Genomic DNA, 25,274 nt, shown 5'->3' on the forward strand with positions numbered 1-25,274 from the left:
ATTTCTATTTTCTGATTTGATTCTGATATAACTCAGTGATTTCTTGATTGATCTGTTCTCTTTCTTCATCTGTCTGTAATAAAGAGAAATTACCTACCGAGCGTTGAATTGACATTGATGCTTCTAAAAATTGATAAACAGCATTTGAGGCCTGTTGTTCCGATTCAAAAGCATTATTCTGTGCATCAATCAACTCAATAATAGACACTCTTCCTTTAGAATAGTTGTCTCGAACAATCTCATAGTTTTTCTGAGCGGCCTCCATGGCTTCTCGTGAGTTAGTGATATTGGTTGAGGTGGATGCTAAATCCAATACCGCACTTCTGACTTCTCTTTCTACATCCACTTTGGTCTGATCAAGTAAAGATTGCGTCTGAAGTTGGTCATATCTTGCTTTTTGGTAGGTACGTTGCTTCTCAAAACCAGAGAATAATGGAATACGAGCCACTACAGATATATTCCAGTTTTGGTCTAAAGGATCAATTTCTACTCCATTTAAAGATTGAGATTCAGAACCGATTCCTCCTCTTGCGAGTACTCGATTGTACCCACCACTCAATGCTACTTCAGGAATAAAACGATTTCTACTATCCGCTTTTCTTTGACGTTCCAAAGCTAAAAGTTGAGCACTATATTGTTGTACAACAGGTCGCTGTATAAGAGCTTTGTCCACAATATATTCTGAAACAATTAAAAGTGAGATCGGATCTTCAACTAAATAAGCCATACCATCGGTAGCTAGTCCTCCATAGATACCATCTGTCAAGTCAACATCTTTTACCATAATACTCTCTTTCATTTCTCTGTTGAGTATTGAATTCATAACGAGCATTTGTTGGCGTTCAAAAATATTGGCATCAATCAACTGTTGTTCTGCTTTTGCAAGATTTGATTTCCAACGGTAAACGTCTGAGCTTCCAGAGTAACCCACATTCTCTCTCATCTCAGCGATCTCAAGGTTTCGCTTGGTAGACTCTAAATATTTCTTTGTGATATTTACCTGAGTTCTAGCAAATAATAAATTGTAATACGCTATTGCCGTTTGATAGACCACATCATATAAAACTTGTTCATTTCCAGCTACCCTTGCGTCTTGTAAAAAACGTTGCACTTTTGCATTGGCAAATACACGTTCAGAATAGATGATTTGTTGTAACTCAGCATTGGCAAAAGCTTGTCTTTCAGCTCTTGTACCAAATGATCTTGATGCTGTAGGTTGGTCAATTAACGTTGCTCCGACACTCGCTTCAATAGAAGGCATTAGTGCCGAATTGGCCAACCTTCTTATTTCATCTCCTGAAAGTGTACCGTATGTAGAAGCTTGGTAACTTAAATTATTCTCAATGGCTTCTTCAATTACATGTTCTAAAGATACTGTGGTCTGCTTTTCTGATTGATCATAGACCCAATCTGCATTAAAGATTGTTTCCCACTTTGGAAGGTAATCAAGCTTTTGTGATACAGAAGCATTCAATACAATCTTACTTTCATAGTTAATGATGACTGGAAGGTCTTTCGCGTTGGCATCTCCATCAAAAATGGATTCAAAATTTAAAGCAAAACGCCTAGCTATAATATTGTAACGATCTTCGGTGATCGTTCCGATTAAAGCACCATTTTCTACGCCTTTTTTACCATCTGTAGAATACACCAATAATCCTCTATTTACTAATGAATCATTTAAGACCTTGATTTGCTCATCCTTAAGTTTGAAAAGGTGCGATAGATAAACAGCATCGAAGGAAGTATCGATTTCTGCTAGAATTTCGGTTACACTATCTTTTCCTTTAATTACTTTTCCTTTTAAACCTGCTTCTTTAATAATAGGATCGATAGGCTTACGTTCTTGGTATACATTAAAAATGTACTCATCAATAACAATGGCGACATTCGATATATTACAAGCCTCTTTAAAAGTATTTAAATCATACTTTAGGTTGGAACTGGTTTGTACGAAAGTAAAGTTTGAAATATTAGTTGTCCCTTCTGGTGTCATGTGTATACCTTGTGTAATTGGATCAACCACTCCCCAAGCCATTGTTGGCTTTGGAAAATTTTTCGCCTCAGTTACAGTCAATGTACTAAGTACACCCAAGGTAATAATCGCATCTACTTCTTTAGCTTGAATTAATTTCTCATAAGCTACTTTACCTTTTTCTGCATCCCAATCTATACTGATCAAATACTCATCGGGAAATGAAACTTCATAACTAGCTCCTAAGACAGCAGTGACTTCCTCTTTAAGAATCTCAACAAATGGAGAGGTTCGGTATTCTTCCCCATCAATTAGTATTCCTATGCCTATTTTTTTCGTATCTGACTGAGAATAAGCCTGACTACTTATTACAGCAAATAGGCAACTCCATAATATTAGTGTTATTAAGGATGATGTTCTTTTTGTTTGATTCATTGTAGAATAAATGACTTGTTGATAAGTTAAGTCCTGTGTAAAGTGTATATAAATTAAAATGACTTTTCGAAGAATAGTCAAAATAACGACGTTACTTTTCGTATTCTAAAAAAAGGATTAATTGTTAATGATAAAAGTATAAAATCATTTTTACTGTAACGACGTTTCCTAAAATCGAATTACCATTTTAATGACAAATAATCGTTAATCTTGTGATATTTTATCAGTTTTTACCCGAATAATAATGTGTACCACACTAAAAGAATATCATTGTCTGACAGAATAAATATTAGCTTACAGAAAATGGGTCTGTTCGGATTAACAATAATAGATTGTTATATACCGCTCTTTCAATCAAATACTATCAAAAAATAGTAGTTTATTATTATACATTTTATCTATTGTAACTAAAGTCTAGCCTTACTGTTTTGAGTATTGAAGTTAGATTGATTAAAAAAATTAGGGCAAAAAAATAAACCTCTTCTCAATGAGAAGGAGGTTTACTGTAATGCTTAACGATTCATTATTCAATGATATATACAAATATTATTATTTCAAAATAGTGCAAAATGTTAAGTGATTTATTCTTTGTTTTCTATCAATATTTGTCATTTTATAAATGAATTATATTGATGATTAAAAATATCGTAAATAGGAATTTTGGGGAAATCAAATAAGTTGAGACAAAAAAATAACTTCAAGAAAATGTTTCTTGAAGTTATCCCAATCTTTTCCTAATTTTTATTCAAATCATTATTTCCTTAATATGAATAAGTATATATACTGTTATGAAAATATTTTGTTTAAGTCTAATCATTAATAAGTGGTAATACCAATAAATTTAACAATCGGAATTTGAAACAATTGTAAATAACTTGAACGGAAAATTTTGATAAATTCTGATCTATAAAGTATCTTCAAACTATTACTCAATATCATAAAACAGAAGATTTCTATTCTTTCTAATGGACGATTTTACTAGAAATGCACAGCAACTCTGTGAGCTATACGGCATTACAGAGCAAGACACAAATTATATTCATCAGCTTAAAGATACTGCGCTTAAGGCTTTACCTGGAATGATAGAAAGTTGGTATAATTGGTTGAAGTCTACCCCAGAATTTTTTGAATACTTTGCAGATACTAATACTCTTGAAAGAGTACAAAGGATGCAGTTGGGCTTTTGGGAACAATTTTTTGATGCAGATATTGATGGTGATTATGTGAAATCCAGAAGGAAAGTAGGCGAAGTACATGCCCGTATTGGCCTATCACAAGAAATTTATCTTGCTGGAGTAGATCACTTCCTAAGTCTTTTTGTTGAGATGTTAGGTACATTAGATTGGTCACATTCTGATTTAAACTTGGCAAGGAGAGCACTGAATAAAATGGTACATATGGATATGACTATCATTGTTCAGAGTTATGAGAATATTGTCAATCAAAAAATTACAGCACAGAGTAAAACTTTAATGGCCATGTCGACTCCAGTAACACAAATCTGGGATGGCATTCTTTTACTGCCTGTAGTTGGTTTAATTGATTCAAGAAGAGCTCAAGACATTATGGATAATACATTGGATCAGATTTCCAATCATAATGCACAGAGCTTTATTTTAGATATTTCGGGTGTTGCAGTGGTGGATACAGCTGTTGCTAATCACTTAATTAAAATTACTAAGGCAACTCGTTTAATGGGGTGTGAATGTATTATTTCTGGTTTATCGCCAGCAGTAGCACAGACTATTGTTGAGTTGGGTATTGATGTTGGAACTATAAAAACGACATCAAACCTTAAAGCAGCCATTCAGATTGCATTCAATAAGTTGAATATGAAAATTGTAAAGCAATAATATGGATCAGTGGGTGAAATCTAGTATCCCTCTTCAAATGCATAGAGGTTGTATCATCGCTTCCTTTCAATTAGATCTGGATGAAAAAAACTTAAAGTTATTCCGGCAGGAACTGTTGAGCTCAATTGTTGAACATAATAACTTAAAAGGAATCATCTTCGATTTATCTGGATTGGAAATTATAGACCTTGTAGATTTTCAAGGGATTAAAAGCATTATTTCAATGATCAAATTAACTGGTTTTGAAACGGTTATTTCTGGCTTAAAACCTGCTGTAGTTTCATCATTGATTTTAATGGATGCAGATGTTGATGATCTCAATGCAGCACTTAATTTAGATGAAGCTTATGTTATCTTGGACAATATTAATCGTCTGAAATTATGACTATTAGTATCCAATCCGAAAATGACATACATTATGCACAACATGAGGTGATTAGCTTTGCTAAATCATTAGGCTTTGCTACTTTAGATTGTACCAAAATCTCTATCATTATTTCTGAGTTAGCACAAAATATTCTGAAATATGTGGGTAAAGGTTTTGTACGTTTTTCCAAAAGAAGAATGCTACATCGAGAAGGAATTCTTATTGAAGCTATTGACAAAGGAAAGGGTATATCCAATGTAAATGTGGCATTAAAAGACAGTTTTTCTACTGGCGGAACTCTTGGTCTAGGGCTTCCAGGAATTAAACGTATTGCAGATATTTTAGAAATAGAATCTTCAGAAGAAGACGGAACTCATATAAAAGTAACATATTGGATAAAGAAATAACTATAGAAGTGGGCGCCTACTCCCTTCCGATTGTTGGGGAAAAGGCAAATGGAGATTGTGTGTTCCATCATACCACTCCTGATTTTACTTTTTTATGTGTAATTGATGGCATTGGCCATGGTTATAGAGCTTCTGTTATATCAAAGAAACTTTGTGAGTATATAAAAACTCATCTCCAAAGAGATATTCAATCGTTAATTGCTAATGCCCACGAATATATGTTGGGAGAAGAAGGTGCTGTAATTGGTATTGGCATTATTGAAAATCAAGAACTTACTTATGGATCATTAGGCAATATCTCATGTAGAGTAATTAATGAAGAAGGCAACTCTACATTGTTAACTACAGATGGTCTATTGGGAGTAAGGAAACGAACGATTAAAATTGATAAAAAGACTTTATCCAAAGGAGATCTAATATTGATACATAGTGATGGTGTAAACGGAAGTTTATCTTATCAAGAAAATATAAATTACCATCTTTTTTCAAGTGAAATTCTATCGAAGAAAATCATTAAACAATGGGGATCCTTGTATGATGATGCCTCTGTGATTTGTGTAAAAGTGAAGTGATATGAAGAATAGTTTTGAAACAAAAATTATTGGCAAAGAGCGGGAAGTGATTCACTTGAGAAAAAAGGTGTATCAGATGTCTCGAATACTGGGAAATGACCATGTACATGCTGTAAAAATTGCAACAATTATCTCCTCTTACCTAAGATCTTTACTGAATAACCACGATTTACTTATGCTAAAGAGTAGTTATTCGATGAACAATAATCATGGTAGAGCTTTTCATATAGAAATTACAGATCCTTCTACTCCGATTACTACGATGCCTCCTCCTATTGATGTGCATTTCTTTAGAATTGCCATGAATTCAGGAAAGATTATTATGAACATCGTTCGAGAGTTTCCACTTGGGGCATTAAATAGCATAGCAGAAATTTTTAATGAGAAATCTAGAGATGAACTTTTAGATGAACTAAAAGTAAAAAATCAGGATCTAGAAATGTCTTATCATAACCTCAAAAAAGCAAAGGATGATAATGCAAGGATGGAAAGTGAACTATCTGTAGGACGTAATATTCAGATGAGCATGCTACCTAAGAATTTCTTGAAAAACGACTATGTCTCTTTATTCGCTGATCTAATTCCAGCTCGAGAAGTGGGTGGCGATTTTTATGATTTTCAGCTGATTAATGGCAATTATTTGTATATCGTTGTTGGTGATGTTTCTGATAAGGGAGTTCCTGCTGCTTTACTAATGGCGATGACTAAATCGTTATTAAAGAGTGCTGCCATAACCGAATTATCAACCGCTAAGATTATTACACATGTGAATAATCAGATAGTCTCGGAGAACAAAAATAATATGTTTGTTACGATTTTCTTAGGTATGTTGGATCTGAAAAGTGGTGAGTTAACATACACCAATGCAGGACATAATCCATCAATTGTTATTAAAGAAAATGGTATTACAAAATTAACAGAACGACATGGCCCTATTGTGGGTGCAATCAGAGGATTATCATATAAAGAGAAAACTATACAATTGTCTCCTAATGATGTTATCTTTGCATATACCGACGGGGTGACAGAAGCTAGAAATGGCCATAAAGAATTTTATACAGACGAAAAGCTCGATGAGTTTTGTAGAAATGTAGAGATTGATTCTGTAAAAGGATTAGTTGAAAAAACAATCGAGTCTGTACGAGAATTTGAAGATGGTCATGAACAAGCGGATGATATTACGGTAATGTGTGTGAAATATAAGGACACAATGCCTCCCACCTTCGAAAAGAGGATTGGAAAATCTTTAAACGATAAGATACTTATCACCAATGAACTGAATCAGTTTATTGAGCAAAATAATATACCTGAAATTGTTGGGCAAAAAGTCCAAATCATTTTAGATGAATTATTAAGTAATATGGTGAAATATGCCTTTGATAAAGTCAGGCAACCCGATATAAAAATTAAAATTATCCAGGAAGATAACCAGCTTAGGATAAAAATAAGTGACAATGGAATAGAGTTCAATCCATTTATACTGGAAACTCCAAATACTCAATTGCCACTTGAAGAAAGAGAACAAGGCGGACTTGGTGTTCATATCGTTAAGAGTTTAGCGAATGAATATGTTTATGAACGTTCTCAGGACAGAAACGAAATAACATTGATAAAAACATTTACAGACTGATGGATATTACTCAAGAAAAAATTAAAGATATGGAGGTGTTAACACCTCAAGGATTTATTGATGCAAGTAACTCCCCTATCCTTGAAGAAAAGATTGTAAAAATGATCAATGATGAAGGAAAGGATAAAATTATTCTGGATCTTAAAAACGTGTCGTATATGAGTAGCTCAGGTTTACGAGTATTTCTTTCGGCATCAAAAAATATGCAAGCCAAAGACGGTATCTTTAGAGTGTGTAATGCCAATGATGTTGTCTCTGAAATTCTTACAGTTTCAGGATTTGATATGATTGTTGATATTAGAAAAACAATTGAAGAAGCACTAGAAGGCTAAAAAATTACAGAAAAAAATAAAATCCTCATCAATACAAGTTATTCGTTTGTTTGATGAGGATTTTTTTATCTCCCTAATTATCGAATAAGATAATTGAAGAGTTTTCTTCCCTATTTTCTAAGTATATTTTATCGTCAAAGGTAGAGTCTATATCCATAAGCATTTGAACATCTGGCGTGATATAGTTTTCATTGATATCGAGAACTCTAGTATTAATAACATTGTAATAATAGATAGCGACTAAAGAGACCCAAAAAGCGATAACAGAATACATTGAAAGTATAAACTTCCGTTTTCGATTCATAAAGCAAGCTAAAGTTTAATGTTTGAGTTTGGTAAGGTAAAAGATAAAGTATTTTGAAGTATTAATCTACTATATGTTGCTAGTTAAAAGATAGTTCTTTCCTCTTTCATAACCCATTTCCATTAGTTTTTGCCACACAAAAAGGGTCATAAAACTATCAGACAACGAGTCATGCGCGTTGTCGATTAGAACTTTATCTTCAATTGACTGTAAATCACTAAAGTGATTAAATGCGGTGGCTAATCGTTGCCAGCGATAATCATTGTACTTATCATGCCATTCTTTTATCACTTCAGTAGAAAATACTTTCATGGCACAGTAAACCCCTTTTGCGTACGATAAATCGACGAAAGAAAGGTCAAAATCTGCATTATATAGAATGACATTTTTCCCTTCAACAATTTCATTGATCAGGTCTTGCATACCAAAGTCATAGATCGGTGCATCTTCTACCATTTCAGGTGTTATATGATTCACCTCCATGGCTTCTGGCCAAGATTTACGGTATTTTGGTTTGATATAAGTATTCAATAAAACCTCCTTTTGGTCATTAATAATACTTATCTGAAGGGCCTCATCGACACCTGCATCAAGCCCGGTGGTTTCAGTATCCAGCACCAAAAAGTCTGAAGTGATTTGTCTATCCATTTAAAAAAATAGCCTGATTGTATTAGATAATTACAACACAAGATATTAAAAAATGATGAAATGGAAAGGGAAATTATTCGAGAATCTTCTGAGTTTTAAGTTTCTTCTCTAGTTCTGCATTTTTTCCTTTAGTTCTTTCACCTCTTTATTGATCTCTATAACATATAAAGTGAGTTCTTCGATTTTTTGAAGTAGCTTAGTATTCATTTCTCCGAGTTGAATTCCATTTTCTGAAAATTTCCTCCATTCGTATTGTTAATACGATAATGTCACTACGAACTTGTTTACGGCATAAGTTTGTAACTTAGTTCAAAAAATAAAGTTGTCTGTTATTGAACTCAAATACTCATATTGGATAGTGCTAAATGACACTTCGAACATTGGAGGAGGTAGATGAAAATGAAAAGGGTGGTTTATGTTAAAATATTATTAATTATCAGAATAGTAATTAATATATCTATTTGAAGAATATTGAGTAATAGTAGTATCACTATCATATCTTTTTACTTCACGGAAAGTCCAATTACCAACAGAATCATATTTATAATTTGAAAACAAATATTTCAAATTATCTCCATTTATTATTTTAATTAAATCTGATTTGTTATAAATATAATGTAAAGAATCAATCCTATCTGAATCAATATATTTATTAACTCTAAGTTTTAATAATCCATTATTAATAATGTATTTAGAGATCATGTATAAACTATCTGAAGAATAATAACAAAAATTTAAATTATTGATATTGAACTTATTGGCAATAAAACCATTAAATTTCCCATTAACTTTATATCCATACATATAATTGCCATTTTCTGAAAATATTCCCTCCTCTGTTTGATCAAATTCATCATTAAGGTAAATGTCACAAGATGAAACTTGCTTATTTTTCATATAATGACTTATAGTAGTGAAACTATATTTTTTGTTTTTTGTAATGTTTACTTCTTTAATAAATTTAATATTACTACGTAAATTGGGGTCTATGTAATTATACTCTTCTTTTCTTGATCTAGAACACGAGAAAAAAAATAGTAAGATTATTAAAGTGATTTTTATATTCATTTCTTTATCAATTTAATTTTCTTTCAAATCTTGTTGTATCACCGTTAGTGTAACAAGTCTACTTACTCTATTCGTAGTGTTACGCGATAGTGTCATTACGAATTTGTTTATGGCCTAAGTTTGTAACTTATATCAAAAAATAAAGTTGTCTTGTTATTGAACCCAAAAATTCTTTTTGGTCATGATTTGTAATCTTGCTCTTTTGATATATCTACTCTATAATCTACTAAAGATTACAATTGAGCTATTATTCCTATTTGCAATACAATATCTTATCATAGTTGTTTTTGAAGTTCAGCTTGTTGTTGCTTTAATTGATAGAACAAATGTAGGTTTCTACATGTAAAATCTCCGCTGTGAAAATAATAACAAGAAGAGAGTGTATCTCATTATTTGTTGTTTGCTTTTTAGCATTGAGTTATAAGTCAAAGACTTAGTTAATTAGTAAGTTTGGAGTGACATTGTTTTTAATACTCTGAACAGTAGTATATAAATTCATTTATTGTTTTAAATCACAAATTGGTATCAAAACTCTTAAGAAAAAATTTTTCACATATTTCTCTTTAAACAAAATTTCAGAATATATATCTCCATCCATATCAATTATTTCTTGGTGGTAATCTTCTATTCTCATAAGGACCAATTTGAATTGTTTGGTCTCTAATTTCTGTATCATAATTTTATTATTTAACCTTATAATTGGATTAAAATCATCATAAAATTCACAGAAAGTACTTTCAATATAGTAACCATCCAAATAAATATATTTATCCATTAGTATATCTGAGTATGAATATTTCTTTAAATTATTAACACTATCAACTATACAAACTAAATTTGCTTCCCTCTTCTTATGAATGAATACTTTATATGGATTAATTAATTCAACTGTATCCACTGAATAATATTTTATGTTTTTTTGAGCAAAGCCATAAAAAGTACAACTCATGAAAATGATTAATAATATTATATTTTTCATATTATTCGTTCTTTTTTACTTTACCTACTTTAAGTCTGTTTACAACATTTCGGTCAACTGATATAAGACCATTAGTAGGAATAAAATATGCAGCTCTTCTCTCCGCATTAGATTTAACAACATCTGAATTAGTTCACTAAATGGTTTACCACTAAGAAGAGAGTGTATCTCATTTTTTTGATGTTTACTTTTTGTCATCTTGTTATAAATAAACTTATTTGATGAATAAGTTTATTTATAACATAAGTGTTTTACACTCGGAACAGTGAGGAGAACACACTTATTGATAATACTCTTTTATATTTTCCTTAATTTTATTTGATAGTTCTACCGGGTCAGAAAACAAATATTTTAAAGAATATCTTTTAGGTAGAATAAATAGAACACTTCTTTCATTGAATTGAATTTTATAAATGAATAAAAAGAAAGGAGACACATCACAAAAATCATTATACGAATATGTTTTCTTTAAAAATAACCTCTTAACCACAATACCTTTAGGTTTTAAATGAATCTCATAGAACTGAAAATTAACAAAATTCATTAAAAACAAACCTCCTACATAACAAGAAAGAAATATCACACCTTCAAGACTAGGATTCTTAATAGCAAAAAAAAATGGAATAACTAAAAAAAATGACATAATTAAAAAAATAATTTGGCTTAAAACCGAGCAATAACTTAAACTTAAATACTTCATAATCAATCAAATGTAATTCTATAACCTAATTCAATATTTATTTCTGGTACTATAACGAGCTCAACTTTAGTACCTGTAGTCCCTCCTACTGTTAAAGTAGTTTTATCAGCTTCATTCTCTACTTTACCAAAAGCTGCAATCCCAGCTCCAATATTGACGGGACCTTCTGCTTTAGTATCAGCAGTCACTATTCAGAACCTGAAGAAACTTCTATACCGTGTCCAACACTTCCTCCATGTGAAAGTTTTACTTTTCCATCTTTTAGAAGGTAATTTTTTTCTGACTTAAATTTGATGTCACACCTCTATTCGTAGTGTTAAACGATAGTGTCACTACGAATTTGTTTACGGCATAAGTTTGTAACTTAGTTCAAAAAATAAAGTTGTCTAGTTATTGAACTCAAAGGCTCTTTTTGTCCATGATTGAAATCTTGGTCTTTTTAATATACCTATTCTATAATCTACTAAAGATTCCAACTGAGGTAGCTCTCCCATTTGCAATAAACTCTCTTCTAACCGTTGTTTTTGAAGTTCAGCTTGTTGCTGTTTTAAATGATAGAAAGAGCGTAGGTTTCTACATGTAAAATCTCCGCTGTGAAAATAATAACAAGAAAAGAGTGTATCTCATTTTTAGTTGTTTGCTTTTTGACGTTTTGTTTTAAATTAAAGACTTAATCATTGGTAAGTGCGAAATAACACTGAGTTTAACATTCTGAACAGTGCAGAGTTTGTTCCAAATTTATAATCAAACTAGTGATTAACATTCTGACTAAAAGGGGAATTTAAAAAAACTGTATCTGCATATAATATATTAAATTCAGCATCATCCCTTTTTATTGTAATAAATGAATTATTTTTTTCCTTCAAAATATAGTCATTTTCTTTTAATTCATTGTAAAATTTCATACCACCATTGGTATTGTAAATTATTATTTCTTTTCGACTATCAAATACTATCTTCCGCAATATTGACCTATTAGGTATTGTTTCCTTACTCAAAACACGACCTTCAAAAGTTTCTTTATATCGTTTTATTGCAAGACTTTGATCAAAATTTTTATCATTTTCATTAAAAAAAATATGAAATATTATGAACAAACATATAATACCACTTAAAAAATAAGATATTCTATTCATTGTAAAATTGTGTAGTTCCAAATTTGTAAACTGCATATTAAAAGGAAGAGTAAACCTTTATTTTGGAGTGACACTGCATTTAACACTCAGAGCAGTGGATTTTTTTTAAAAAAACTTCTTTCACTAAATATAGTTAAAGGGTTTATTTACTAGCGCTTATCTTAATATAAGAAGTCAAATAAATAAATAATGATATAACACAATTTTTTTCTTCTTGTAAACTCAAAGTTTTATAAAAAAAAAAGAGTATTAATGTTATAAATAAGTACATGGGTAAAAACCCTTTAGGGAAAGAAAGATTCAAATAAAAACTATTAAAATTAATTACTTTAAAATTATTAAAAATAACTCCTTTTTTAATACCATTGAGAAATATCAACCTAAATAAATTTAAAAAAATTATAAAGACGCTGAGATAAAATATAACTGTTTCAGGTAAAAACATTATTATTCTATTGAATAGTATTATTATCAATATTGATATATATAATATTTCAAATTTGGATTTCATAGTTACATATAATTTGTTGATTTTGTTACCTTAGTATATAACGTTAATCTTTCATTAAACTGTGATTTCAATAAGACTTTTGATCCTGAAAAATCAATGATATTTTAATATAGTTTGCAGTAGCTTCTACTCCTCTTATTCCAATCAAAACACTTTGAATCATTGGTAGTAAAGCCCCTTTACCTACACAAAAATTAAATAAGAAGAGAGTGTATTTCATATTTTTGATGTTTGCTTTTTTGACGTCATGTTATAAGTCAAAGACTTAATCAATTAGTATATCCGTGTGACACAACGTTTAATACTCTGAACAGTGAGGGATTACAGTGAAGTTAGATCAAAAAAATAAACTTGTTGACTTTTGTTCAATTTCTAAACCTGTTAGATTGTGTTTTATTATTTCATCTTTAAGGTAATTGCTAATGAACATCTCAGTAAAATGGAAATAATCGTAATCAAATTTAGACGATAATTTGATCTTCTTTGGAAAAATGGCTAATTGACCATAAGAATCATGATAATACTTATCTGAGAGTATAAGTTCATTTGATTTGCTTATTAATTCTTTTTTATTAACAAAATAACATTCATCTATTGTATGAATTGAATTAAGAGACTTCAAATACCCCAGGTAGAATTCTGATTTCTCATATTCTATAGAATTCAACATTAAACCATAAATATCTTTAAAATTGATAATTACAAATTCCTCATGTGAACTTTTTATTTTTACTTTTTCTACTGAATGAGGTGATAAATTCATTTGTTTAAATGAATAATAACATCTATTTGATATTAATAATTTATTCTTTCTAAAATTTGAAGCCAATATAAAATCAGTTAATGGACATAGTTCATTAACTTCTATAGAGTTTATTTTTTCTAGTTTCCTTATTTTTTTAGGAATTTTTCTAAACTTATCTTGAATAGAATAATAATTCATAGTTTTATTCATTATATAAAGTTCTAAAAACTGAATTTAAATTTTGAAATGGTTCATCTGCAATATCTTTATCTAAAACTTCGGATTTAATAATGTTTTTTAGACGTTTTGCGGAATTTTCAAGAATATCATAATTGTATTGGTTATACCAATAATGACTTCCATGAATACCATAGCCACCATTATTCGTAAATCTTTCCAAAAGAATAGTAAAGCTATCATTATTATAACCCACAGATTTAGCAATTTGATATAACTCTTTAACATCATCAGGAGCATTAGAGTCTGCTCTTGTAATAGCTTCAACATTCAGATGATGCTCTTGATACCCATTATGATTACGTCCTTCGAGACCTCTTTCTCTCAAAGAGTAAGCCATTTCTGCTGAAACATCATCTAATTTTGCAGCCGTAGTCAAAAAACAATACTTCCACCAATAATCGACAACGCTTTTCCTCTTGTTAGCTCACCATCTTCAAACTTTTGAATAACTCGAAACACTCCTCCTTTCATATAAACTCCTCCAAGTTGTGCTACTTTATAAGCATACTCTTTATCAGTTATTGGACTATTTAAAAAATCTGCAATTGGATTCCCTTTATTACTTTTCCTGTTATATGTTTGTATCTTGACATTATTACTGCCATACATATTCTGCATTTCTTCAATGCTCATCCCGTACACATCTTTCCCATCAGGATCGATAAAATATATTGGATTATCTAATGCATAAGTAAATGGTGATATATTTAAATAGTTTTCTGCATGAGGATCAATAGTGAACCATCTTCCTAAGCTAGCTTCGTAATCAATAAATCCAACCTCCTCCTGTTATTCTTTCCTATTATAGTGAAACTTATTGATCAGACTTATCCTCCTTCTCAACCACCACCATATTCATACCAAATGGTGGCGATTATTCAGTAGATTCAATGACAATTTACCAAGTTTACTGGTTTATCATTTTTTAGTTCTTACATAAAAAAGTGCTTTGCATTTTATACAAAGCACTTTCAAATATTATTTCACTACCGATTGGTTCTGATGTAATTCAGCCAATACCTTTTCATTAAGTATATAAGGTATTGTATAAATTGGTTTATCTTCGGTCGTTTTAAAATTCGAGAACAACGTATACTGACTTTCTTTACGCTGAAGTAGAATTGGGTCAGTAATAGTATTATTTGTCATTAGTTCCTGATTCATAATCCAAGCATAAGGAGTAATTCCTGCTCTTTCTAAATCACTTTGTAGACTTTGTGCTTCTCGAATTGGAGTGGTTTCTGGTAACGTTACAAGAATCACCTTAGTCAATGATTTATTCTGGATCATCTTGTAAGGCGTCGATAACTTAGAAACATCAATATTACTATGTTTTACAACTTCATTATGGTAAGCACCAGTTGTATCAAGCAATAATAATGTATGTCCTGTTGGTGCAGTATCCATCACAACATATTGGCGTTTTGCACCCATTATTGCTTTAGAAAATGCATGAAAAACGGCTACTTCTTCAGTACATGGAGAGTTAAGGTCTTCTCGGATTAACTTTTTCTGTTCTTCCGTTTTACCCTCTCCTTTTTGAAGCATTACTTTTTCAATATAAGCCTCTGTTTCCACCTTTGGATCTATTCTTTCAACCGTTAAAGTATCAGGTAACTTATCGATTTGTGAAGTAAAGTCTGTGAGGTGTGCTGCAGGATCTGTAGTAGTGAGTAAGACCTTATGCCCTCTTTCTGCTAACATTAGAGCGATCGCACTTGCAGATACTGTTTTACCTACACCACCTTTACCCATAGTCATAATTAGTCCTTTCCCATCTTTTTCAAGATCGTTGATAAGTTCTTCTAAATGATGGTTTTCAAGATCAGTAGTTGTAATTGTATTACTCGAATTGGTAGCGATAGAAGCTCTTTTCTCTACAGAAAATACTGAACGTAATTTTTCCAAACCTAATACATTATAGGATAATAATGGAAAAGTAAAATGCGCTAACTTTTGTAAAGTAGGTGGTAACTGTGCGATCGAAGCGTTTGCTTTTTCTTGTAGCTGATTGGCAAAAGCATCGGTCGAAGCAACCGCCTCAAAAACACCATTGATATATAATAATTGATTTTCAAGTTGGAGTTCCATTAACTCTTCTGAGGTCCTATTGGCTTCTTTTAGTGAAGTCACTTCAGGTCTTGCAACTAGGATAAAGGTTGTTTGTTCTTTGTCCTTTAAAGTTTCTACAACTTGTTTATATCTTAAATGATTTGTTTTTAGAGAAGAAGATGGACCTATACAAGAAGCTCCTTCACTATGATCCAAGAAAGAACTCCAGGCTTCTGGTAATTCTAATAATCTTAATGTGTGCCCTGTTGGTGCGGTATCAAAAACGATATGATCATAGTTCTCAGGGTTAGCCTCACTTGAAATAAACCTTGTAAATTCATCGAACGAGGCAATTTCTACAGTACAAGCACCAGACAGTTGTTCACGTACTTTTGCTTTATACTCTGCTGTGGCAAGCATGCCCAATGAAGAAACTGCTCTATTTTTATATTCTTCACCTGCTGATTCAGGATCGATATTAATAGCAGAAAGTTGTTCTAATTCAGGGTGTTTTAGAATTCGTTCTCCTACATTCATTTCCAAAACATCTGAGAGATTAGATGCTGGATCTGTGCTAATCAATAAAACTTTTTTTCCTTCATCTGCTAACTTCACAGCGGTTGCTGATGCTAGAGATGTTTTCCCTACTCCACCTTTACCGGTAAAGAAAAGAAATTTTGTATATGAGTTCATATCGTATAAAATTTAATCAAAAAAGCCTGATACTATGTTGTTAGTTCAGGCTTTTTGATGGTTATTTTTCTGAAGTATAGTATTTTTTTCTAAACCAGAAAGCGAGGTTCACCAATCCAATAAGTGCTGGTACTTCTACTAATGGACCAATCACACCTGTAAACGCCTGACCTGAATTAATACCGAATACACCAATAGCTACAGCAATTGCCAATTCAAAGTTATTGCCTGTTGCAGTAAATGCAATAGAAACATCTTTTTGATAATCTGCACCAAAATATCTACCTAAATACATACTTACAACAAACATCAATGTAAAATAGATCACTAATGGAATCGCAATTCTTACTACGTCCATTGGTATCTCAACAATCATCTGACCTTTTAAGCTAAACATCAAGACAATAGTTGACAACAATGCTACTAATGTAATTGGTGAAATTCTTGGTACGAATTCGTTTTCATACCAATCTTTACCTTTTACTTTCACAAGGATTTTTCTGCTTAAGAAACCTGCTATAAATGGAATACCTAAGTATATAAATACAGATTCAGCAATTTGTCCCATCGTGATATCTACATCTAACCCTGTATAACCAAATAATGGAGGCAATACAGTAATAAAGATATAAGCATATACACTGTAGAATAAAACTTGGAAAATACTGTTAAGTGCAATTAAACCTGCAGCATATTCACTAGATCCATCAGCAAGGTCGTTCCAAACCACAACCATAGCGATACATCTAGCAAGACCAATCAGGATTAAACCTGTCATATATTCAGGATAATCATGAAGGAAAATAAGAGCCAAAGCAAACATTAATACCGGACCAACGATCCAGTTTAGTACTAATGAAAGAGATAAAACTTTTACGTTTTTAAATACCTTTCCCATTTCCTCATATTTCACTTTTGCAAGTGGAGGGTACATCATTAAGATAAGACCAACAGCCAGAGGAATGTTTGTCGTACCTACAGACATATCGTTAATACTATCTGCTACATTTGGAAAGAAGTAACCTACTCCTACCCCGATTGCCATTGCAAGGAAAATCCAAAGTGTTAAGTAAGTATCTAAAAAAGATAACTTCTTTGGTTGTTTTTGAGGACATAAAGGGTCCTGATCTAATACCTTTTCCATGTTATATATGAATTAAACAGTGTTCCTTAAACTAATGAAAATGCGTATAATAATTCTCTAGCTACTTGACGACATCTCTCATCATATTTTTCTTCTTGTTGAGGTGTTCCATCAAATGCTTTTGGATCTTCGAATGGTAATGATATCCTTTTTGCTCCTGGAATAACTGGGCAATTTTGATCTGCATGTGTACATGTCATTACAGCACCAAAATTTGATTGTGGGTTAAAAGGATGATCAAATGTTTTAGAAAAAGCAATAACTGCAGGTTGATTTTCATCAAACTTAATTGCATAAACAGGATTCTTCTCTTCAGATAATTTTATAATATCCAAACCAGCTCTTTCCAATGCATTACCAGCAGATGGGAACATTGCTGTAGCCTCAGTACCGCCAGAATATGCAAAAACATTTGTAATGCCATAATAATGAGCAGCCACCTGTGTCCATACTTGCGATAAATGACTTCTTCTAGAATTATGCGTACAGATTAAAATTAAGTTGGCTACTCCATTAGTTGCTAAACTTTCTTTTACATATTCTGTAATTACTTCTAATTGTGCTTTTCTTTCTTCTGAGATTTGATCAAATTCTTGAATTGCTGATGAAATGTAATCGTTGATTTTTGACATAATTAGTTGAGATATTTTTTAATTAACAACACTTTTTTGGAGATAATAAATCAGAAGTTGCTGCAAAGAAGCTCTTCACTTTTTCCCAAGTTTCTTCATCGACACAGTAACTGATGTTATTCCCAGAAATTGTCCCTCTAACCAATCCTACTCTTTTTAATTCAGACAAGTGTCTTGAAATTGTAGACTGTGCTAGCGGTAATTCATCCACCAAATCACTATTAATACATTGTGGTGAATTTGCCAGGTGCATCATAATACTTAATCTTGCCGGGTGTCCTAATACTTTTAGAATATCCGCCATTGAGGTAATTTCCTCTGAAAATCCTTGTGTTTTTGTTATTCCCATATCGCAATATTACGATATAGCGATGTGAAAGTAAAAATTATTTAAAATTATTTATGAAAAAAATAGATTAGAAAATAAAATAGCGTGGTGTTTTTCTGTCTATTTATAATAATTAGTTATGGAGTATTCGATTATTAATGAATCATCATTGAATTGATAGTCGTTTATACTATTACAATAATAGATAAATAATAAAATATTATAGATATGAAATTCTTAACATCAGAAAAATTAGTTATCTGCGGAGCTGCAGGAATGATCGGGTCAAATATGTTACAAACTGCAATGATGTTAAGGTTAACTCCTAATATTGTGCTTTATGATCCTTACATTAAAGGTTTAGAAGGGACTTATGAAGAAATGTTGCATTGTGGTTTTGATGGTTTCAATTTACAATATACAGACGATATTAGTGTTGCTTTTCGAGATGCTGATTATATAGTCTCTTCAGGAGGTGCTGCAAGAAAAGCAGGAATGACTAGAGAGGATTTATTAAAAGGCAATGCAGAAATCGCCGCAAAGTTAGGTCGTGATATTAGAAATTACGCACCTGATGTTAAACATGTAGTTGTTGTATTTAATCCAGCAGATATTACTGGTCTAGTGACGCTACTTTATTCTGGTTTACAACCTCATCAGGTAAGTACATTGGCGGCTTTAGATTCAACACGATTACGGTCAGAGTTAGCAAAGTATTTTAAATTGCCTTTGGATAAGGTGAAAAATACCAATACTTATGGCGGACATGGTGAGCAAATGGCTGTGTTTTCTTCTTCAACAACCATTGATAATTTACCATTAAATAAAATAATTGGTACTGATGTATTTCCAGAAGAGGATTGGCATGCTTTACAACAAAGAGTTATTCAGGGAGGAAAAAATATTATTGAGTTAAGAGGAAGATCTTCATTTCAAAGTCCAGCTTATTTATCCATTAAAATGATGGAAGCCATTATGGGTGGTGAAGCATTTCCTTGGCCAGTTGGAGCCTATTCTAATATTCTAGGCTACCAAAACATTATGATGGCAATGGATACTCAGTTGTCAAAAGAAGGTGTAAAAGTTCATTTGCCTAAAGGAATTAGTAATGAGTTGGAAGTGCTAAAAAGAAGTTACAAACATCTCTGTAGTTTGAGAGACGAAGTGATAAACATGGGTATTATTCCTCCAATAAATCAATGGAGTGAATTGAACCCACACATCTTATAGAAGCATAATCTAAATTAAAACAAAAGTCCACCTCATATGAAGTGGACTTTTCTCTATTCATTCAATTAATTTACATACTAGGGCAATAAGACCGTATCAATTATATGGATTACTCCATTTGAGGCCTCAACATTCGCCGTACTTACAGTCGCATTACCTATCATAACAGTATTGTTATCTGAGATACTTACTGTTAGTGTTGTTCCTGCTAGTGTAGTTACCATCTGACCATCAGAAAGGGCAGTTGATAATACTTTAGAAGATACAACATGGTGCTTTAAAACGTTTGCCAATTCTTCGGTAGTAAGTGTGGATACATCTACATTACTGAAAGCGTCATCAGTTGGTGCAAATACCGTATATTCCATATCACCATCCATATTAAAAGTTGAAGCTAAATCTGTCGCTTCTAATGCTCCTAATAAACTAGTAAAACTACCTGCTCTCATAGCAACATCATAAATAGTGTTTGGTAGAAGTACTTCATCGACCACGTGAATTACACCATTTGAAGCTACTAAATCAGCCTGTACAACATTGACTCTACCAACTTGTACACCCTCACTTTTGCTGATCTCTAGCTTAGTACCTGCTAAAGTAGTTACCATCTGACCATTTTCTAATGAACCTGAAAGGTTAGTATTTTCTACTACGTGATGTGCTAAAATTCTTGCGATATATTCTGTAGATAGACCCGTTAAGTCTACCATTTCGAAAGCATCATCTGTTGGAGCAAAAACTGTGTAATCAGTTGTTCCATCCATATCTACTAAAGAAGTTAGTTCAGTAGCATCCAAAGCACCTAATAGTGATGAAAAACTACCAGCTTCTTTAGCAAGGTCATAAATAGTTGTTGGTTTTAATACTCCATCAATTACGTGGATTACACCATTAATTGTTTTGATATCAGCTGCCGTTACATTTGCCTCATCAATCATTACACCTGATGCTGAAACAGCAACATTTAAATCTGTACTAATTAGTGTGGGCACTTCCATTCCATCTGATAATGATCTAGATAATGTTGTACCTTCTGCTACATGGTGCATTAATAATCTCTGAAGATCCATTTTTTCTACTTCAGATAATGAAACCTTTGCAGCAGTAAATGCATCGTTTGTTGGTGCAAATACTGTATAATCTGCATCAGCATTTGAGAAAGTAGCCACTAATTCTGCTTGTGATAAAGCAGATACTAAAGTTGTGAAACTAGGATTACTGATAGCCACCTGAGCGATAGTTAACGCTTCTGTAGTTACCATCACATCCGAGATAACATGGATTACACCATTACTTGCTTCTACATCAACAGCGGTAACTTGAGCACCACCAACAGTGACAACACCATCAGTGATATCGACTTCTAGCATTGTACCTGCTAGTGTTTCAACCATTTGTCCATCAGAAAGATCTGATGAAAAAACACTCCCTTGTACTACGTGGTGCTTCAAGAGCTTATCTAGAGCTTCATCTGATAAATCATCAAATGAAGAAATACCATTTTCAGCGGCAAGTAATTTATTAAATGCATCGTTAGTTGGAGCAAATACTGTGTAGTCTCCTCCTAAGTCTGCGAAAACTGACACTAACTGTGCATCTGTAAGTGCAGAAGTTAATGTAGAAAAATCATCAGTTGATGATGCTATTCCTGCAATAGTTTGTGCTTCTTCAACAGCAGGAAGATTTGTTGGATTGTCATTGTCGTCATCTGAACAAGACGTGAATAGACCGAACAGGCCTATTGTCAGCATGATTTTAAAAAGATTAATAGTTCTCATTCAATTACAGTTTTTATTGGTTGAAAATTCAGTCTGTTGAAGGATTTGTGAGATTTAATTGTTTAAACAATTTTTGTCTAAACCTAATTGAGGATGAGGGTTATATTAGAATAGTTATATTTTTGACTTTGAATTTAAATGTAATTTTGACATATAAACTTCTTAAAGTGAAAGTTGAAAAAAAATGAAAAAAAAATATTTTTGTTTATTCTTTTCGTTTCAATAGTTAAACAAAATGGTGTTTTTCGTTGATTTCTTAACATTTGGACCACCAACCATTTCAATATTTCCACTGTCTATTAATGATGTAAACCAGATATTATGAAAAAACACCTACTAAAAAATTATCTTTTTCTCATTATAGTATTATTTGGATCAGTCGGTTGTCAGGACAATGATGAGTTTCAAAAAGAACTTGTTCAGATATATGAAATAGAGACAGATCATATTATTGAAGAAGACACTACGGAGTACTTAGGATTAAATGCCTCGTTTAGTTATATAGATTTTGCTTATCTAAGAGTAGATATTAAACCTACGGATGAAGCTACTCAGCATTGGAATTCAACTTTTATTTATGATGATCTTACAGAATATGAATTTCATGGTCAATACAGTATTCCAAAGGATGCTTCTGGCGAATATGAAATAATTTTGTATTTATCAGATAAGAATGGATATCAGACCCAATTATCACAAACATTTCGTCTAGAGGAACATTAGACTATTTCGATTGGAATAAATGTTCCTAACAAATGCTTAGTTTGTACCCATGCTCTGATAACTTTATTATATTGTCCTTTCCAAAAAAATAAAAAAGAAGAATGGATTTAAAAAAATACATTAGAGACGTACAAGATTTTCCAAAACCAGGAATTGGTTTTAAAGATATTACAACTTTACTTATTGCTCCTGAGGCAGTAAAAGAAGCACTTCAACAGTTTGTAGCATTAGCTAAAGGCAAAGGGATTACTAAAGTAGTTTCAATGGAATCTAGAGGTTTCTTTTTTGGCCCAATGATCGCCAATGAAATTAACGCTGGATTTGTACCCGTTCGTAAACCGGGAAAACTTCCATACAAGACCGTTAAACAGGAGTATGCATTAGAATACGGGACAGACACTTTAGAAATGCATTTAGGAGCGATAGAAAAGGGAGATAAAGTCTTAATCCATGATGATGTATTAGCTACAGGAGGAACGGCAGAAGCAGTAGTTAAAATGGTGGAAAGCCAAGGAGCTGAAGTTGTCCAATTAGATTTTCTCATTGACCTAACCTTCCTCAACGGAAAAGATAAATTAAAAGGGCATCACATAAATGCTCTTATTGAATATTAAATAAAATAGGCTATCTTATAAGGTAGTCTATTTTTTTACTCTCTTAAATTCTATATGGCCAATTTATTTCTCTCAAGTACCGATACATCTCAGCTTAATACAGCAGCTTATTATATTGATCTTGGTTTTGAAATCATTAAAGAAAAGGATAGAATCTGGGCAGTTTCAAAAGAAGTTCAGATTGCTTTAAGCTCTATTCCTACAGATCGTAAAGGTATTTTATACTTTAATTCAGAAGCAATCGATTTGATTAAAAAGAACAATGTGTTCTATAATGAAAGTGAGAATGGAGAAATTACAGTGATGACTCCTGCTGGAATATTAATGACTATTGTAAATCAAGAACCACCCAAATTGATATCAGAGAAAACTAGTATACTTGGTAACTATATGGGTATTAGTATTGAAACTATCAATATGAATGCTTCTGTTGGGTTCTGGGAAAATTTAGGTTTTACGATAGGAATGGGAAATGTGGACCAAGGATGGGTAAGCATGACCAACAACAATGGAGATATTATTAGCTTAATGAAATACGGAATGTGTCCCCATCAATTCTTTAATCCATCAATGACATTTTTCAATGGTAAAGAAAAGAACCCCATCGTTATCAATAATATTCGAGAAAGCAATACTCCTATTGCTGAGGAAATCACTCATTTCAATGAGGAAGGTATTGTAGATAATATTGTACTTAAAGATCCATCAGGTGTAGGTTGTTTTGTCTTTAACGATTAAATATTTTATCTAAAAGGTGAGGTACCTCTAAGTGTTTATGTACATCACTTTTTAGGTAGTTTGAAGTAGTTCTTGGAGAAGCTACCATATTTAAACTGATACAGAAGAAACCTATTATTATAATTAACCCTATCCAAAAGGCTTTAAAGTGATTGATCATGATTAATAATGTTTTAAATACATAATCGAAATCTCCCCTCTTTCAGTTATACATATTTTGTTTATCGAGTTTATTAAAAAGATTATTAATAATTAATAGTTGCAACTTGCAACCTTAATTTATTAAAATTATAGCATCATTGGTGTATGATGCTATAATTTGGTTTAGAAGAAAAGTCTCAAAACCATCATGCGGATTTTATATTGAAGTACTTTATTTTTCTTCAACTGAGAAGCAAAAATAAGTAAGGCCGCAATACATGGAAGTGTAAATAAGTTGAGTAAAATTTGTTGCATTTAAAAAAATTAGGTTTTCAGTGTTAGAGTCCTGAGGCTCATTATCTAGATACTAATTTAGTATCCTGATTATAATAAATATATTTTGTCATAAAGCTTGAGATGCTTTTACGATAAATATCTTTATGTGCTTTGAAATGATTTTGCTGTTGTACAGTACAGTTTGCATTAATCGTTTCAAATTTACGATCTGCAATCATAGTACTTACTTCCAAATACTCTTGGCTATTTATTGCATATGCTTGCTTAGCATTCATCAATAAAGTATTAAAATTAGAAAAATCAGTATGGATGACGTTAAACTGATTGTTGTCTAATGAAAGAATACTTTTTAATTCTTCTGTTTCTTTCTCTGTGATCTCTTTCGCATTGATAGCTACCCTTTGCTCTCTCTCAAGAACATTTTCTCTTTTCTGTAAAAACAAGATAAGAAGTTGGTTTTTCTTGTCAAGGTCTGCTGATCCTAATGCAAGAAGATCCTTTTCATATTTTGTTCTCAAAGTAGAAATTTCTTGCTTTTGAACAGTTGTTAAGGTAGAGATTTGATTTAATTGATTTACATAAGAACTTACATCTTCAGCAACGCTCTGACCAAACACAGTTGTTAGTTGGAAACAAAAAGCTAGAGCGAAAGATAATACATAAGATTTCATAGGAGTATTTGATTAGTTTAATTATACAGTAATAGACTTGTTATTAAAAAATTTATTGAACACACTTTAATCGACTGAAACCAAAGTAGCTTATATCGATATATTCACATTTTTTCTTTAAATAATTATAGTAATACAAAATTACTAAAAATTTCTATTACTTGCAATTACACATAACAATATACACAGACTCATTTGTGGTCACATAACACTTTTGGTTAACGGATTAATTATAGGTTTCATAGATAAGACACCATTCAAAAAAAGATATAATCACCTTTAACGATATTTATTGTGATCCTAAAAAAACAAAAAGGCCCTCAAATTTCTT

Annotated in this window: 28 protein-coding genes; 10 read left to right on the plus strand and 18 right to left on the minus strand. The window is 31.8% G+C overall.

The genetic code is table 11. From position 1 onward, the window contains the following. Positions 1-4: 4 nt before the first annotated feature. On the minus strand, positions 5-2,410 hold the full coding sequence (locus tag HGP29_RS12300) for a TolC family protein (protein ID WP_168882704.1): 2,406 nt from the start codon (positions 2,408-2,410) through the stop codon (positions 5-7). A 965-nt stretch (positions 2,411-3,375) separates the two neighbouring features. Here HGP29_RS12300 and HGP29_RS12305 point away from each other — a divergent pair. The 6 genes from HGP29_RS12305 (at position 3,376) to HGP29_RS12330 (ending at position 7,571) form a co-directional block, all read left to right on the plus strand. After that, the gene (locus HGP29_RS12305) at positions 3,376-4,263 is read left to right on the plus strand and encodes a protoglobin domain-containing protein (RefSeq protein WP_168882705.1); all 888 of its coding nucleotides are present in this window, start codon (positions 3,376-3,378) and stop codon (positions 4,261-4,263) included. 1 nt (position 4,264) lies between these two features. Further along, complete coding sequence (locus HGP29_RS12310; protein WP_168882706.1) at positions 4,265-4,648, plus strand: STAS domain-containing protein; 384 nt, start codon at positions 4,265-4,267, stop codon at positions 4,646-4,648. Beyond that, positions 4,645-5,037: an ATP-binding protein gene (locus HGP29_RS12315; RefSeq protein WP_168882707.1), complete on the plus strand. Its 393-nt coding sequence runs from the start codon at positions 4,645-4,647 to the stop codon at positions 5,035-5,037. Before HGP29_RS12310 ends, HGP29_RS12315 begins: the two co-directional genes overlap by 4 nt. Next, the gene (locus tag HGP29_RS12320) at positions 5,022-5,609 is read left to right on the plus strand and encodes a SpoIIE family protein phosphatase (protein ID WP_168882708.1); all 588 of its coding nucleotides are present in this window, start codon (positions 5,022-5,024) and stop codon (positions 5,607-5,609) included. The genes HGP29_RS12315 and HGP29_RS12320 overlap by 16 nt, the downstream gene beginning before the upstream one ends. A gap of 76 nt (positions 5,610-5,685) precedes the next feature. Then, entirely contained in the window at positions 5,686-7,239 is a 1,554-nt protein-coding gene (locus HGP29_RS12325) for an ATP-binding SpoIIE family protein phosphatase (protein ID WP_168882709.1), read from the plus strand. After that, complete coding sequence (locus HGP29_RS12330; RefSeq protein WP_168882710.1) at positions 7,239-7,571, plus strand: STAS domain-containing protein; 333 nt, start codon at positions 7,239-7,241, stop codon at positions 7,569-7,571. Before HGP29_RS12325 ends, HGP29_RS12330 begins: the two co-directional genes overlap by 1 nt. A 73-nt stretch (positions 7,572-7,644) precedes the next feature. Here the strand turns inward: HGP29_RS12330 and HGP29_RS12335 are convergent, their stop codons facing one another. From HGP29_RS12335 to HGP29_RS12400, 14 genes are all read right to left on the minus strand, one after another. Further along, a complete protein-coding gene (locus HGP29_RS12335) occupies positions 7,645-7,875 on the minus strand; it encodes a hypothetical protein (protein WP_168882711.1) in 231 nt (76 codons plus the stop codon). 69 nt (positions 7,876-7,944) lie between these two features. Then, positions 7,945-8,523, minus strand: coding sequence for a 3'-5' exonuclease (locus HGP29_RS12340; RefSeq protein ID WP_168882712.1), 579 nt, complete (start codon positions 8,521-8,523; stop codon positions 7,945-7,947). A 429-nt stretch (positions 8,524-8,952) separates the two neighbouring features. Beyond that, positions 8,953-9,420, minus strand: a complete 468-nt coding sequence (locus tag HGP29_RS12345; RefSeq protein ID WP_168882713.1) for a hypothetical protein — start codon at positions 9,418-9,420, stop codon at positions 8,953-8,955. A gap of 670 nt (positions 9,421-10,090) precedes the next feature. Next, the gene (locus HGP29_RS12350; RefSeq protein ID WP_168882714.1) at positions 10,091-10,570 is read right to left on the minus strand and encodes a hypothetical protein; all 480 of its coding nucleotides are present in this window, start codon (positions 10,568-10,570) and stop codon (positions 10,091-10,093) included. Positions 10,571-10,850: 280 nt separating this feature from the next. Further along, entirely contained in the window at positions 10,851-11,270 is a 420-nt protein-coding gene (locus tag HGP29_RS12355) for a hypothetical protein (protein ID WP_168882715.1), read from the minus strand. Between the two features lie 2 nt (positions 11,271-11,272). Then, complete coding sequence (locus HGP29_RS12360) at positions 11,273-11,458, minus strand: hypothetical protein (protein WP_168882716.1); 186 nt, start codon at positions 11,456-11,458, stop codon at positions 11,273-11,275. Positions 11,459-12,019: 561 nt separating this feature from the next. After that, positions 12,020-12,406 carry a hypothetical protein gene (locus HGP29_RS12365; protein WP_168882717.1) on the minus strand — a complete coding sequence of 129 codons (387 nt, stop codon included), beginning with the start codon at positions 12,404-12,406 and terminating at the stop codon, positions 12,020-12,022. 848 nt (positions 12,407-13,254) lie between these two features. Continuing rightward, positions 13,255-13,872 (minus strand): hypothetical protein, encoded by a 618-nt coding sequence (locus tag HGP29_RS12370; protein WP_168882718.1) that lies wholly within the window; start codon positions 13,870-13,872, stop codon positions 13,255-13,257. Continuing rightward, entirely contained in the window at positions 13,865-14,278 is a 414-nt protein-coding gene (locus HGP29_RS12375) for a hypothetical protein (protein ID WP_168882719.1), read from the minus strand. The genes HGP29_RS12370 and HGP29_RS12375 overlap by 8 nt, the downstream gene beginning before the upstream one ends. Continuing rightward, positions 14,275-14,535 (minus strand): hypothetical protein, encoded by a 261-nt coding sequence (locus HGP29_RS12380; RefSeq protein WP_168882720.1) that lies wholly within the window; start codon positions 14,533-14,535, stop codon positions 14,275-14,277. The genes HGP29_RS12375 and HGP29_RS12380 overlap by 4 nt, the downstream gene beginning before the upstream one ends. Positions 14,536-14,880: 345 nt before the next feature. Then, positions 14,881-16,647: an arsenical pump-driving ATPase gene (gene arsA, locus HGP29_RS12385; RefSeq protein ID WP_168882721.1), complete on the minus strand. Its 1,767-nt coding sequence runs from the start codon at positions 16,645-16,647 to the stop codon at positions 14,881-14,883. Positions 16,648-16,708: 61 nt separating this feature from the next. Further along, positions 16,709-17,791 carry an ACR3 family arsenite efflux transporter gene (arsB, locus tag HGP29_RS12390; RefSeq protein ID WP_168882722.1) on the minus strand — a complete coding sequence of 361 codons (1,083 nt, stop codon included), beginning with the start codon at positions 17,789-17,791 and terminating at the stop codon, positions 16,709-16,711. A gap of 26 nt (positions 17,792-17,817) precedes the next feature. Then, complete coding sequence (locus tag HGP29_RS12395) at positions 17,818-18,423, minus strand: low molecular weight phosphatase family protein (protein WP_168882723.1); 606 nt, start codon at positions 18,421-18,423, stop codon at positions 17,818-17,820. Between the two features lie 22 nt (positions 18,424-18,445). After that, positions 18,446-18,772 (minus strand): ArsR/SmtB family transcription factor, encoded by a 327-nt coding sequence (locus HGP29_RS12400; RefSeq protein ID WP_168882724.1) that lies wholly within the window; start codon positions 18,770-18,772, stop codon positions 18,446-18,448. Between the two features lie 207 nt (positions 18,773-18,979). Between HGP29_RS12400 and HGP29_RS12405 the strand changes: the two genes are divergently transcribed. Further along, entirely contained in the window at positions 18,980-19,981 is a 1,002-nt protein-coding gene (locus HGP29_RS12405) for a malate dehydrogenase (RefSeq protein WP_168882725.1), read from the plus strand. A gap of 77 nt (positions 19,982-20,058) precedes the next feature. On the opposite strand, the gene HGP29_RS12410 is transcribed toward HGP29_RS12405, so the two are convergent. After that, complete coding sequence (locus tag HGP29_RS12410; protein WP_168882726.1) at positions 20,059-21,759, minus strand: fasciclin domain-containing protein; 1,701 nt, start codon at positions 21,757-21,759, stop codon at positions 20,059-20,061. Positions 21,760-22,080: 321 nt separating this feature from the next. Here HGP29_RS12410 and HGP29_RS12415 point away from each other — a divergent pair, with 321 nt between their 5' ends. The 3 genes from HGP29_RS12415 (at position 22,081) to HGP29_RS12425 (ending at position 23,834) form a co-directional block, all read left to right on the plus strand. Beyond that, on the plus strand, positions 22,081-22,482 hold the full coding sequence (locus tag HGP29_RS12415; RefSeq protein WP_168882727.1) for a DUF4625 domain-containing protein: 402 nt from the start codon (positions 22,081-22,083) through the stop codon (positions 22,480-22,482). A 101-nt stretch (positions 22,483-22,583) separates the two neighbouring features. After that, positions 22,584-23,096, plus strand: a complete 513-nt coding sequence (locus tag HGP29_RS12420) for an adenine phosphoribosyltransferase (protein ID WP_168882728.1) — start codon at positions 22,584-22,586, stop codon at positions 23,094-23,096. Between the two features lie 54 nt (positions 23,097-23,150). Continuing rightward, positions 23,151-23,834 carry a hypothetical protein gene (locus HGP29_RS12425; RefSeq protein ID WP_168882729.1) on the plus strand — a complete coding sequence of 228 codons (684 nt, stop codon included), beginning with the start codon at positions 23,151-23,153 and terminating at the stop codon, positions 23,832-23,834. On the opposite strand, the gene HGP29_RS12430 is transcribed toward HGP29_RS12425, so the two are convergent. After that, positions 23,824-23,994, minus strand: a complete 171-nt coding sequence (locus tag HGP29_RS12430) for a hypothetical protein (protein WP_168882730.1) — start codon at positions 23,992-23,994, stop codon at positions 23,824-23,826. The genes HGP29_RS12425 and HGP29_RS12430 overlap by 11 nt on opposite strands. 337 nt (positions 23,995-24,331) lie before the next feature. Then, positions 24,332-24,943 (minus strand): RIO1 family regulatory kinase/ATPase, encoded by a 612-nt coding sequence (locus HGP29_RS12435; RefSeq protein ID WP_168882731.1) that lies wholly within the window; start codon positions 24,941-24,943, stop codon positions 24,332-24,334. Positions 24,944-25,274 lie beyond the last annotated feature (331 nt).

Source organism: Flammeovirga agarivorans (assembly GCF_012641475.1).
Taxonomy (GTDB): domain Bacteria; phylum Bacteroidota; class Bacteroidia; order Cytophagales; family Flammeovirgaceae; genus Flammeovirga; species Flammeovirga agarivorans.